This is a genomic window from Halomonas sp. MMSF_3323, assembly GCF_030733595.1.
Lineage (GTDB): Bacteria > Pseudomonadota > Gammaproteobacteria > Pseudomonadales > Halomonadaceae > Halomonas > Halomonas litopenaei.
Genome location: NZ_JASHIT010000020.1, coordinates 1 through 13,099, shown reverse-complemented (window position 1 = coordinate 13,099; position 13,099 = coordinate 1). Strand labels below are relative to the sequence as shown.

At 63.6% G+C, this 13,099-nt stretch carries 8 protein-coding genes and 2 tRNA genes; 3 read left to right on the top strand and 7 right to left on the bottom strand.

Annotated elements, in window-relative coordinates; translation table 11 throughout:
- Positions 1-124: 124 nt before the first annotated feature.
- Complete coding sequence (gene rnr, locus RBB39_RS11610) at positions 125-2,572, bottom strand: ribonuclease R (RefSeq protein ID WP_306169100.1); 2,448 nt, start codon at positions 2,570-2,572, stop codon at positions 125-127.
- A gap of 263 nt (positions 2,573-2,835) precedes the next feature.
- Here rnr and RBB39_RS11605 point away from each other — a divergent pair.
- A tRNA-Leu gene (locus RBB39_RS11605) sits at positions 2,836-2,922 on the top strand.
- A 65-nt stretch (positions 2,923-2,987) separates the two neighbouring features.
- Positions 2,988-3,074, top strand: a tRNA-Leu gene (locus RBB39_RS11600).
- A gap of 201 nt (positions 3,075-3,275) precedes the next feature.
- Here RBB39_RS11600 and RBB39_RS11595 read toward each other — a convergent pair.
- Together RBB39_RS11595 and RBB39_RS11590 are read right to left on the bottom strand one after the other, a co-directional pair.
- On the bottom strand, positions 3,276-4,148 hold the full coding sequence (locus tag RBB39_RS11595; protein WP_306169099.1) for a DNA/RNA non-specific endonuclease: 873 nt from the start codon (positions 4,146-4,148) through the stop codon (positions 3,276-3,278).
- Positions 4,149-4,263: 115 nt separating this feature from the next.
- A complete protein-coding gene (locus RBB39_RS11590) occupies positions 4,264-4,539 on the bottom strand; it encodes an Lrp/AsnC family transcriptional regulator (protein ID WP_045992143.1) in 276 nt (91 codons plus the stop codon).
- 346 nt (positions 4,540-4,885) lie between these two features.
- On the opposite strand from RBB39_RS11590, the gene RBB39_RS11585 reads away from it, so the two are divergent.
- On the top strand, positions 4,886-5,200 hold the full coding sequence (locus tag RBB39_RS11585) for a high-potential iron-sulfur protein (RefSeq protein WP_306169098.1): 315 nt from the start codon (positions 4,886-4,888) through the stop codon (positions 5,198-5,200).
- Between the two features lie 128 nt (positions 5,201-5,328).
- Here the strand turns inward: RBB39_RS11585 and RBB39_RS11580 are convergent, their stop codons facing one another.
- From RBB39_RS11580 to RBB39_RS11565, 4 genes are all read right to left on the bottom strand, one after another.
- Positions 5,329-6,894, bottom strand: coding sequence for a SpoVR family protein (locus RBB39_RS11580; protein ID WP_108131324.1), 1,566 nt, complete (start codon positions 6,892-6,894; stop codon positions 5,329-5,331).
- Positions 6,895-6,994: 100 nt separating this feature from the next.
- Positions 6,995-8,281, bottom strand: a complete 1,287-nt coding sequence (locus RBB39_RS11575; protein ID WP_045992146.1) for a YeaH/YhbH family protein — start codon at positions 8,279-8,281, stop codon at positions 6,995-6,997.
- Between the two features lie 63 nt (positions 8,282-8,344).
- Entirely contained in the window at positions 8,345-10,267 is a 1,923-nt protein-coding gene (locus RBB39_RS11570; RefSeq protein WP_045992147.1) for a PrkA family serine protein kinase, read from the bottom strand.
- A 337-nt stretch (positions 10,268-10,604) separates the two neighbouring features.
- The gene (locus RBB39_RS11565; protein ID WP_045992148.1) at positions 10,605-12,617 is read right to left on the bottom strand and encodes an NADPH-dependent 2,4-dienoyl-CoA reductase; all 2,013 of its coding nucleotides are present in this window, start codon (positions 12,615-12,617) and stop codon (positions 10,605-10,607) included.
- Between the last annotated feature and the right edge of the window lie 482 nt (positions 12,618-13,099).

Here is a 13,099-nt window from a genome sequence, read left to right as displayed (position 1 = left end):
GTCCCTTGCCACGCGCCTGAGTACGCGCCTGGTCATGCGCCTGGGACTGGCTCTGGCCGTGGCGACGGCGTCTGGAATCATGCTTGGCCACGGGCGGCCTCCTGGTCAATCTTCACGCGGGTGTTCATCCCTTGTTGCCACGCCGCGGACCGCGGCGCCGACGTCCGCCCTTCTTCTTCGGGGCATCCTGTTCGCCGACCCCGGAAGGGCCGTCGGCACGGCGCTTGGTGTCGCCCTGGGCCGTCCTGCCGCCGCGCCCCTTACCCTGGCCTTTGCCCTGACTCTGGGCGCCTGCGTCGCGACGCTTGCGCGGTGCCCGACGAGGGCGCGGCTTGTCGTCGGCCATCTCGAAGTCGATCTTGCGCTCGTCGAGGTCGACCCGAGCCACCTGAACGGTGACCCCATCGCCCAGGCGATAGCTGGTGCCGGTACGCTCGCCCTTGAGACGATGCTTCTCGGGCTCGTAGTGGTAGTAGTCCGACGGCAAGGAGGTGACGTGGACCAGTCCCTCGACATAGAACGCGTCGAGGCGCACGAAGATACCAAACTGGGTGACCGAGGCGATGGTACCGTCGTAGACCTCGCCGAGCTTGTCGGACATGAACTCGCACTTGAGCCAGCCCTCGACGTCACGGGTGGCGTCGTCGGCACGACGCTCGGTCATCGAGCAGTGCTCGCCAAGTTCGAGCATCTGCTCGAAGGTATAGGGACACCACTTGGTCGGCGGCTCCACCGGCGCTCCCTCGGCGCGCAGCACGGTGTTGGTCTGGCGCGGTCCGCGGATCACCGAACGAATGGCGCGGTGCACCAGCAGATCGGGATAGCGACGAATCGGCGAGGTAAAGTGGGCGTAGGCCGGGTAGGCCAGGCCAAAGTGGCCCTCGTTGTGGGGCGAATACACCGCCTGACTCATCGAGCGCAGCATCACCGTCTGGATGATGTCGGCATCGTCGCGACCCTTGATCGCCTCGGCCAGGTCACGGTAGTCCTGGGGCGTCGGCTCATCACCACCGCCGAGTGACATGCCGATCTCGTTGAGGAACAGCCGCAGCTTGTCCAGGCGCTCCGGCGACGGACGCTCGTGGATACGGTACAGCGCCGGCAGGTCGTGCTTGTCGAGGAAGCGCGCGGTGGCAACGTTAGCCGCCAGCATGCACTCCTCGATGATCTTGTGGGCGTCGTTGCGTGAGCGCGGCACGATCTTCTCGATCTTGCGCTCGTCGTTGAAGACGATGGCGGTCTCGGTGGTCTCGAAGTCGATGGCACCCCGTTCGGTGCGCGCTTCTCGCAGCAACTGGTAGAGGCTGTGCAGGTTCTTCAGCGACGGCACCAGCGACTTGTACTCCTGGCGCAGGGCCTCGCCTTCCTCCCCCTCGTCCTGAAGGATCGCCGCCACCTTGTTGTAGGTCAGCCGGGCATGGGAACGGAACACCGCCTCGTAGAAGCGATAACGGCTGATGGCCCCGGTCTTGGAGATGTTGAGCTCGCACACCAGCGCCAGACGATCGACGTCCGGATTCAGCGAGCACAATCCATTGGACAGCAGCTCCGGCAGCATCGGCACTACCTGCCCCGGGAAGTACACCGAGTTGCCGCGGGCGATGGCCTCCTGATCGAGCGGGCTGCCGGGACGCACGTAGTGCGACACGTCGGCGATGGCGACAAGGAGCTTCCAGCTGCCCGAACGCGTCTTGTAGGCACACACCGCGTCGTCGAAGTCCTTGGCGGTCTCGTCATCGATGGTGACCAGCGGCTTGTCACGCAGGTCAATGCGGTGGAGCTTGTCCTCCTCGGCGACCTCGGCGGACATGCTGGCGATCTGGTCGGTGACATCCGGCGGAAACTCGGACGGGATCTCGTAGCTTCTCAGCGCGATATCGATCTCCATACCGGGATCCATACGCTCTCCCAGCACCTCGATGACCTCGCCCACCGGCTGCACCCGGGTCTCGGGCTGCTTGACGATGCGTGCCGAGATGACCTGGCCGTCCTGGGCGCCACCACAGGCGCTGTGCGGGATGATCACCTCCTGGGTGATCCGATTGTTCTCGGGGATCAGTACCCCGAACTCGGGAGTATTCTCGCGATACACACCGACGATGGTCTGGGTGTTGCGCGCGATGACGTCCACCACCGTGACCTCGTCACGGCCCCTGCGATCGCGTCCGCTGATGCGCACCAGCACGTGGTCACCGTGAAACACCCGGCGCATCTGTCGCGGGGGGATCACCAGATCAGGCTTCTTGCCGTCGTCGCGCAATAGAAAGCCGAAACCGTCCCGATGCCCCAGCACCTTGCCCTTGATCAGATCGAGCTTGTCGATCAGCGCATAGGCGTTGCGACGGTTGCGCAGCACCTGGCCGTCCCGCTCCATGGCGGACAGTCGGCGACGCACCGCCTCGCGCAGGTCCTCGTCATCGAGACCCAGCTGATCACTCATGGCCTCATGGGTCACCGGCGCCCCGATTTCCTCGAGCCGCTTGAGCAGGTATTCGCGGGACGGGGCGGGGTTGTCGTACTTGTGGGCTTCGCGGAGAGCGTGTTCGTCGGCGTCGAGCGTCCAATGGGTCATGCGAAAGGCATCCTTGGCAGGGTCGAGGACGGCAGGTGAGCGCCGACTCCCGGGCGCGAGCGTGCGGTCTTGTCGAAAATTTGTCGTAACATGCGCGCAGTATAGCGCTGGCGCGGCCTTGACCCAACCATAAGCGCCCGTGGATAGACCCGCCGCCCACCGAGGGCCCATTCAGGCGATGGTCACAACGGCAAAAAAAATCGCGCGATTCCCTATCGAGACGCTTGCATTATTCAGATGATTCGGTAACATACGCGCCACTTGCCCAGATGGCGGAATTGGTAGACGCGCTAGCTTCAGGTGCTAGTGTCCTTATGGACGTGGAGGTTCAAGTCCTCTTCTGGGCACCAACGATCCTTCGGGATCACGACGATGCAAGTCGTCACGCTCTTTGTCAGTCAAGCAGCACGTGTTCGCCCAGGTGGCGGAATTGGTAGACGCGCTAGCTTCAGGTGCTAGTGTCCTTATGGACGTGGAGGTTCAAGTCCTCTCCTGGGCACCATCGTCATGCAGACAACGGATCCACATCGGATCAACAAGAACCCGCGCCTCGTCGCGGTTTTTTTGTGCCTGAAATCTGCACCGCTCCCGGCTATCCCTCTACCTCACCTTCCTCTTGCACTATCCCTCTGCGCCCCCTCCTGACGCAGCAGAACAGCAACAGCCAGCTCCGCCGTCTTTCCGGCACCCGCGAACTCGCTACCTAGTCGAATCGAGAGGGCAACTCGGCCACCTGGGACAATGCCAAGTCGCCGACCCCCGCGACCGACTCCCAGTCGGCTTCCTGACTCGCCGGCAGCCTCGGCAGGAAATTCAACCCGGTCTTTGCTTCCACGTCGTCGATGCTGACCAGATACTGCTTGAGCGACTCGTCGCCGCGCACGTCCTGGGGCATGATAAAAGCCACCGCCAGCGGCGTATCCCCCGGTACCACCACGATCTTGTAGAACGCCACCGGCACCTCGACGAAGCCGACGCGATCGAGTAGACGATCGATCTCGAGATCGGTGATTCGTGTCTCGGCATAGATCGGGCCGGTGATCACCTGCAGCCGGCCGAAGCGCGGCAGGAAGTGGTCCATCACCACCTCCTCCAGGCGCTGCCACAGCTGCCGATTGAGCGCGGGCTTCTGCGGCATCATGTTGCTCATCAGAAAGCTGTCGTCCTGGGCGTCTTCTCCCCACACCTTGGCCATGGCGTAGTTCGGGGCCAGGTGGCCGCGGTCGTAACCACTGCCCGAGTAGCTCGTGGTGCTGACAGGCCACAGCGTGCGCCAGTCCTGGCGGAAACCGGGTCGCGGCCCGATCTGCCGATCCCCGCTCTGGCGTAGCTCATAGCTGACCCACAGCGCACCGACGCGGACATCCGACCATCCCAGCAGATAGCCATCGTTACGCATGACGCGGGTGAAGGACAAGACGCCGGGCTCGGCCCACTCGGTTACCCCCATCCAGCTCATGCGATCACGGTAGCCCTGCTCTGTGCTGTGCCACAGAAAGGCACCCGCGGCGACCAGCACCAGCGAGACAAGGAGGTTTCGGGGGCGGGGTATCAGGCGATCGAGTGAAAGGTCCACACGCTTCCTTGATGCAAAGAGTCACGAGATGGCGAAGAGGTGCTGGTCGCCGGCGCGTCGAACGAGCGGCGTTGCGCCGGCCCGGCGCAGTCACCGGGCCGCCGACGCGATCTTGCTACCACCCCAGCGAGAACATGGTCTCCAGGTCGTGACGGGAGTGCACCTGCATGGCGTTGAGGGTCTCGGTGTCGGCGATCCCTTCCACCGCGTTCAGGCGCCCGGTGACGAGTTCGGCCAGGCTCTCGAAATCACGGGTGCGCGCGATCGCCACCAGGTCGTAGCGACCGCAGGTGGAGTACACCTCGCTGATGCCGTCGACCTCGGCGAGGCGCTCCGCCACCGCCTTGACCTGGCCCTTTTCGGCATTGATCAGGATCACTGCATTCTGCATGGTCGCCCTCCTTCGATGTCCGTCTTCGCCAGGCCAACCAAGCCCACGGCACAGACGGCAAGATGTGGTGTGCTCGCGGCGCAGTATATCAGCGCCGGCGCGGCACGGGCAGCACCACCCGACAGGCACCACCTGCGTGGCGGATTGCCGCAGCGGAGTAGCGAGGATTCGCCAAGACTCAAAGGCTTAGCTAATCTGAATGTTCAGCGCCGCCTAGAGCGCACGAGGTCGCCCAGGCTCACCGGGCACACTCGATAACATCGGTCCAGCAGAAAAGGACCCAACCAAGACCGTTCGACTATCGAATTCGATCACTATCGATCGAGCCACAACGAGGAGCCCCACCATGGCCAAGCACAGCCGCCGTGACTTCCTGCGCCACAGTCTGCTGGGCATCGCCGCCCTGCCTCTGGGCGCTGGCGTACTGTCCCGCACCGCCCTGGCCCAGAGCCTGCCGCGCCTGGATATCGACAACGCCCAGGCCAAGGCGCTCGGCTACGTCGAGAACGCCAGCGACGCCAGTGGCAACGCCGCCTACGAAGAGGGAGAGACCTGCGCCAACTGCATGTTCTTCAACGCCGAGACCGAAGGCTGCCAGCTGTTCCCGCAGAACAGCGTGGAGCCGGGCGGGTGGTGCCAGTCCTGGACCGCCAAGCCTTGACGTCTGGCTGACCCAGCGTCGGATCTACCAGGGGTAGGCTGAAAAGAGCTCACCCCTGAGCCACACCAGAACGACAACACCCCGGGCCGATGGCCCGGGGTGTTGTCGTTTGCCGCTCTTGCCGAGTCTCAAGCGCCTTCTTCGCTGTCCGGCAGCGGCCACTGATAGCGACGCACCACCTCATCGCCGTCCCAGGACTCCAGCTTGACCGGAAAGCCCCACAGTTGATGCAGATGACGGATCACCGGGTAGACACTGCGTGCCAGCGGTCGCCGCTGATCCTGCACGTGGCGCAGCGTCAGCGAACGATCACCACGGATATCCGCCTCGTAGACCTGAATATTGGGCTCACGCAGCGACAGCGCATACTGCGTGGACAGCGCCTCGCGCACCCGCCGGTAGCCTCGCTCATCATGGATGGCGCCGACCTCCAGGGTCTCCTCCTGGTCATCGTCGACGATCTGGAACAGCTTCAGATCGCGGATCACCTTGGGCGAGAGAAACTGCTGAATGAAGGACTCGTCCTTGAAGTTGCGCATGGCAAAGTTCAACGTCTCGCGCCAGTCACTGCCGGCGATGTCGGGGAACCACTCGCGGTCCTCGTCATTGGGCGCCTCGCAGATACGCTTCAGGTCGGTGAAGATGGCGAACCCCAGGGCGTAGGGGTTGATGCCGTTGTAGTAGGGGCTATCGAAGGCCGGCTGACTGACCACGGCGGTATGCGACTGCAGGAACTCGAGGATCAGCCCTTCGTCCACCGCGCCCTCGTCGAACAAACGATTCATCAGGGTGTAGTGCCAGAAGGTCGCCCAGCCCTCGTTCATCACCTGGGTCTGGCGCTGGGGGTAGAAGTACTGGGCCAGCTTGCGCACGATACGCACCACCTCGCGTTGCCAGGGCGCCAGCAGCGGAGCGTTCTTCTCGATGAAGTACAGCAGGTTTTCCTGGGGCTCCGGCGGATAACGCCCGCCACCTCGCAGCCCCAGCGGATCGTCCTCGGACGCCATGGGCTCTGCGATGCTGCCCACATCACCGGTCGGAATGGTGCGCCACAGGGTGTTGACCTGGGTCTGCAGGTAGTCTTCGCGTTCCTGCTGACGGCGAGCCTCCTCTTCGGGAGATACCGGGGACGGACGCTTGTAGCGGTCGACGCCATAATTCTGCAGGGCGTGACAGGCGTCGAGCAGCTGCTCCACCGCCTGAACACCGTGGCGCTCTTCGCACTGGCTGATGTACTTGCGGGCGAACACCAGGTAGTCGACGATCGAGGAGGCGTCGGTCCAGGTCCGAAACAGATAGTTGCCCTTGAAGAAGGAGTTGTGGCCATAGCAGGCGTGCGCCATGACCAGCACCTGCATCATCAGGGTGTTCTCTTCCATCAGGTAGGCGATGCAGGGATCTGAATTGATCACCAGTTCGTAGGCCAGCCCCATCTGACCACGCCGATAGGCCTGCTCCACCGCCAGGAACTGCTTGCCGAAGGACCAGTGGTGATAGCCCACCGGCATGCCGACGCTGGCGTAGGCGTCCATCATCTGCTCGGTGGTGATGATCTCGATCTGGTTGGGGTAGGTATCGAGCCGGTACTCGTCTGCCAGTCGCGCGATCTCGGCCTCGAACTCGGTGAGATCGTCAAAGCTCCAGTCGGAGCCGGTGGCGATGGGCTTGGCGTGGCGCTTGGTCAAGGTGGTCATGGAGCTCCCCTCCTCTCCGGGGCTCTATTATCGCCCGGAGTTGCGTAGCGCTTGTTCAGGGGCCGCAAGGCCCCGGCCTGCTGTCGAGTCGACCTAGGGGTCAACTCTCGGCGCGACGCTTGAACAAGGCACGGAACACCGGATAGATATCCCCCGGCTCGACGATCTGACGCATGGCGAAACGGTCAGGATAGGCCGCCTCCACCCGCTCGTACTCTTCCCACAGGGCCTGGTGGGCGTGGGGCGTGATCTCCACGTAGGTGAAGTACTGCAGGCGCCCCATCAGTGACTTGGTCAGGAGCTCACGACAGTTCACCGAATCATCGTCCCAGTTGTCGCCATCCGAGGCCTGGGCCACGTACAGATTCCACTGCCCCGGCGGATAGCGCTTGTCGATGATCTCGTCGACCAGGGTCAAGGCGCTGGAGACGATGGTGCCGCCGGTCTCGCGGGAGTAGAAGAACTCCTCCTCGTCGACCTCCTTGGCGGCGGTATGATGCCTGACGAAGACCAGCTCGACCCGCTCGTAGCTGCGCTCGAGAAACAGGTACAGCAGCAGGAAGAAGCGCTTGGCGATGTCCTTGTGGGCCTGGGTCATCGACCCGGAGACGTCCATCACGCAGAACATCACCGCCTTGCTCGATGGCTGGGGCTGGTTGATCAGGTGGTTGTAGCGAAGATCGTAGGTGTCGATGAAGGGCACCGCCTCCAGGCGCCGCTCCAGGCGCTCGATCTCGTCCTTGAGCTCCTGGATGCGAGCGGGGTTTCGGAGCACCGGATCCTTGCGCTCCTCGACCTCCAGTGCCTCCTGAGCCTCGCGCAGGGCCCGACGAATGGGCGCCCGCATAGCGATACGTCGGGCCTGGGCCTCGCGCATGGAGCGCACGATGTTGATCCTCGCCGGCACCCCGTCCCGGGACACCCCGGCGCGCACCGGCCGCACCTCCTCGACGTCGACCAGCGGCTTGCGCTCCAGGTGGGGCAACTCCAGGCCGTCGAAGACAAACTCGAGAAATTCCTCCCGCGTCAGGGTGAAGGCGAACTCGTCCATGCCCTCACCCTGATTGGAAGCGCCGCCTTCGCCGCTGCCATCGCCACCACCGCCGCCACCGTCCGGACGGCGCAGGCGATCCCCTTCCTGAAATTCGCGATTGCCCGGCGCGACGATGGAGCGACGCCCCCCGCTGCCGTGCTGGAATACCGGCTCGGAGATATCACGGCTCGGGATCGAGACCTTCTCGCCGCGCTCCATGTCGGTGATGGAACGGCGATTCACCGCCTCCTCCACGGAGCGCTTGATATGGGTCCGATAACGGTCAAGAAAGCGCTGGCGGTTGACCGCGCTCTTGTTCTTGGCGTTGGCTCGGCGATCGATGAAGTAGGTCATGGGACCTCCTGGGCGCAGTCGACAAGGGTGGCAGGCACCGGGACGCTCCCGGTGCCTTCACGGCTACTGCGACTTGCGCACCCTCAGGTACCACTCCGACAGCAGGCGCACCTGCTTCTCGGTGTAGCCTCGATCCTTCATCCGCGCCACGAAGTCCTCGTGTTTCTTGATGTCGGCAGAGGATGCCTTGGCGTTGAAGGAAATCACCGGCAGCAGCTCCTCGGTGTTGGCGAACATCTTGTGCTCGATCACACCACGCAGCTTCTCGTAGGACTGCCAGCCCGGATTCATGCCGTTGTTCTGGGCACGCGCCCTGAGCACGAAGTTGACCACCTCGTGGCGGAAGTCCTTGGGATTGGAGATGCCCGCCGGCTTCTCGATCTTTTCCAGCTCGTCATTGAGCGACTGGCGATCGAACAGCTCGCCAGTCTCAGGATCCCGATACTCCTGATCCTGGATCCAGAAGTCGGCGTAGGTGACGTAGCGGTCGAAGATGTTCTGACCGTACTCGGAGTAGGACTCCAGGTAGGCGGTCTGGATCTCCTTGCCGATGAAGTCGACGTAGCGCGGCGCCAGGTACTCCTTGATGTAGCGCAGGTAACGCTCGAAGGTCTCCTTGGGCAATTGCTCCTGCTCCAGACGCTGCTCCAGCACGTACAGCAGGTGCACCGGGTTGGCCGCCACCTCATGGTTGTCGAAGTTGAATACCTTCGACAGGATCTTGAAGGCGAAGCGTGTGGACAACCCGTCCATGCCCTCGTCCACCCCGGCGCTGTCGCGATACTCCTGAATCGACTTGGCCTTGGGATCGGTGTCCTTCAGGTTCTCGCCGTCATAGACCCGCATCTTGGAGTAGACGCTTGAGTTCTCCGGCTCCTTGAGCCGCGACAGCACCGAGAACTGGGCCAGCATGCGCAGGGTATCCGGCGCGCAGGGAGCCTGGTTGAGCGAGGAGTGCTCGAGCAGCTTCTTGTAGATGTTGATCTCTTCGGAGACCCGCAGGCAGTAAGGCACCTTGACGATGTAGACCCGGTCGAGGAAGGCCTCGTTGTTGCGATTGTTGCGGAACGCCTGCCACTCGCTCTCGTTGGAGTGGGCCAGCACGACGCCATCGAAGGGGATCGCGCCCATGCCCTCGGTGGGGTTGTAGTTGCCTTCCTGGGTGGCGGTCAGCAGCGGATGCAGCACCTTGATCGGCGCCTTGAACATCTCGACGAACTCCATCAGACCCTGGTTGGCCCGACACAGGCCACCGGAGAAGCTGTAGGCGTCCGGGTCATCCTGGGAATAAAGCTCGAGCTGGCGGATGTCCACCTTGCCCACCAGCGAGGAGATGTCCTGGTTGTTCTCGTCGCCAGGCTCGGTCTTGGAGATGGCGATCTGATTGAGACGTGAGGGATACAGCCGCACCACCCGGAACTGGGAGATGTCACCACCGGACTCCTTGAGTCGCTTGGCTGCCCAGGGGGACATCACGCTGCGCAGGTGGCGACCGGGAATACCGTACTCCTTCTCGAGCAGCTCGCCGTCTTCTTCGGGCGAGAACAGGCCAAGCGGGGACTCGTGCACCGGAGAACCCTTGATGGCGTAGAACGGCACTTTTTCCATCAACAGCTTGAGCCGCTCGGCCAGAGACGACTTGCCGCCACCCACCGGCCCCAGCAGGTAGAGAATCTGCTTTTTCTCTTCCAGGCCCTGAGCGGCGTGGCGGAAGTAGGCCACGATCTGCTCGATGGCCTCCTCCATGCCGTGGAATTCACTGAACGCCGGGTAGCGGCGTATCACCTTGTTGGAAAAGATCCGCGCCAGCCTCGGGTCCTTGGCGGTGTCGATCACCTCGGGTTCACCGATGGCCTCCAGCATGCGTTCGGCCGCACTGGCGTAGGCGGAAGGGTCTTGACGGCAGAGTTCCAGATATTCCTGCAGGGACATTTCTTCCTGCTGGACGCGAGCGAAGCGGTTCTGCACGTGGTCGAAGATGCTCATCGATGCCTCCTGTGATGCCCGGGACTCGATCTGGACGACGTCACCCACCCTTGCCTGCCATCGCCCTTGTCGAGGGGGTACTCTCAGCGTAGAACAGCATTAGCCAATGACGATGCTCGAGTCTTCAACGCTGAACGTCCTTACCTATAAGAACTCATGCCAGCAGAAGCGTTTCATTGTCCAGACGTAATTCGACCTAAGAGGGTCAAGAGGCACCAAAGCCGAGGTAGCCGACGGCCGGGAAGCCAGCGCCGGACGCCACCTGCCCGGTCCTCATGAGGCACGACAACGCACCTCCTGAGGATTACCGAATCTGCATATTTTATTGTCGACAATCCTACAGCGACGCCGCCAGACGCACGCCCTGATCGATGGCGCGCTTGGCGTCCAGCTCCGCTGCCTTGTCCGCCCCACCGATGATCGACACCCGAACGCCGGCGGCCTCAAGTGGCGCTACCAGCTCACGCACCGACTCCTGCCCGGCACACACCACCACACTGTCCACGGCCAGGGTGCGCTCCTCGCCGTCAACGCTCAGATGCAGGCCCTGGTCGTCGATACGCTGATACTCGCAGCCGGGTATCGCCTGGACGCCCCGATGGCGCAGCGAGGCCCGATGCACCCAGCCAGAGGTAGTGCCGAGCCCCTTGCCGGGTTTGGAGCTCTTGCGCTGCAGCAGAAAGACCTCCCGCGGTGACTCGGGACGCTGTGCGGGCTTGAGCCCTCCCGGCGCGCTCACGGCGAGATCCACGCCCCACTCGTCACACCACTCGGCCAGGGGGTCGTCACCCGGGGCGACGTGGGTCAGTAGCTCCGCCACGTCGAAGCCGATACCGCCGGCGCCGATGATGGCGACCCGCCGCCCGACCCGCCCAGGTGACTCGATTGCCTCGGCGTAGCTCAGCACACTGGCATGATCGGCACCGGGCAACTGAAGCTGGCGGGGACGGACGCCGGTGGCCAGCACCACGTGATCGAAGCCCTCGAGGTCGGCCAGCGTTGCCTCACAGGACAGCCTGACGTCGACACCGGTCTTGTCGAGCATGACCCGGAAGTAGCGCAGCGTCTCGTCGAACTCCTCCTTGCCAGGTATCCGACGGGCAAAGTTGAACTGTCCCCCCAGACTGGCCTGGCGCTCGAACAGGGTGACCCTGTGGCCCCGCTCGGCGGCACTGACGGCGGTAGCGAGTCCGGCAGGACCGCCCCCTACCACCGCCACCGTCTGCGGCGTGGCGGCCGCCTCCAGCGACAGCTCGGTCTCATGACAGGCGCGAGGGTTGACCAGGCACGAGGTCAGCTTGCCCTGGAAGGTGTGGTCGAGGCAGGCCTGGTTGCAGGCGATGCAGGTGTTGATCTCGTCTGCCCTGTCGCCGCGAGCCTTGGCCACCCAGGCGGGGTCGGCCAGCAGAGGCCGAGCCATGGAGACCATGTCGGCGTGGCCCTCGGCGAGCACCCGCTCGGCCACCTCGGGCATGTTGATGCGGTTGGTGGTGATCAGCGGAATTGTCACCGCCTGGCGCATGCGCCGGGACACCTCGGTAAAGGCCGCCCGCGGCACACTGGTGACGATGGTCGGCACCCTGGCCTCGTGCCAGCCGATGCCGGTGTTGATCACGTCGGCACCGGCGGCTTCCACCGCCCGCCCCAGGGCGATGACCTCGTCATGGGTGCTGCCGTCCTCCACCAGGTCGATCATCGACAGCCGGTAGATCAGCAGAAAGCGATCCCCCACCGCCGCGCGTACCCGGCGCAAAATCTCCAGCGCAAAGCGACAGCGATTGTCGAAGTCGCCGCCCCAGCGATCCTGGCGCTGATTGGTGCGCCGACAGATGAACTGATTGATCAGGTAGCCCTCGGAGCCCATGATCTCGACGCCATCGTAGCCGGCCTGCTGGGCCAGGCGCGCGCAGCGCACGTAGTCGTCGATCTGCCGCTCCACATCCTCGTCAGTAAGCTCACGCGGGGTAAAGGGGTTGATCGGCGCCTGGATCGCCGACGGCGCCACCAGCTCCGGCGAGTAGGCGTAGCGCCCAGCGTGCAGGATCTGCATGCAGATGCGTCCGCCCTCGGCGTGCACCGCCTCGACGACCTGACGATGTCCCTCGAGCTGGTCCTCGCTGGTCAACTGCGAGGCACCCTGGAAGACGGCGCCTTCGACGTTGGGGGCGATGCCGCCGGTCACAATCAGCGCCACTCCCTCCCGGGCGCGCTCGGCGTAGAAGGCGGCCAGACGCTCGAAGCCGCGCGGTGCTTCTTCCAGGTTGGTATGCATGGAGCCCATCAGCACACGGTTGGGCAGGCTCAGATGGCCCAGGCGCAAGGGAGTGAAGAGCTGGGGATAGGCGGTCACGGGGCGGTCCTTCGCAGCACAGGCTGCGCGTTGTTGTTGGCGGTGTCGGATGGCGCGCTCACACAATTGGCGCCACTCATCGACCAATTTCAAACAACTGTATGATAGCAGTCCACCCTCTGCCACCCCCCACGATGAAAATGCGCGCAAAACGCATCGTCGGGCAAAGGTTTCTTTCCGGCCAGCTCCGGGGATAGCTCTTGAAACAGCTCCTGAAACAGCTACTAAAATGGCCCCTGGAATCGCCCTCCTGGAACAGCTCTCTAGATAGCCCTCCAGGCAACCCTCGTCCACCACCGCTGACCTGACGCACACGAAAAAGGCCCCGCTGCGTAGCAGCGGGGCCTTTCGAAATAAGCGCCGGTAACAGGACCGGACTTTTCCAGCGAACTGGATCGAGTGAAACTGGCGGACCGGACGGGACTCGAACCCGCGACCTCCGGCGTGACAGGCCGGCATTCTAACCAACTGAACTACCGGTC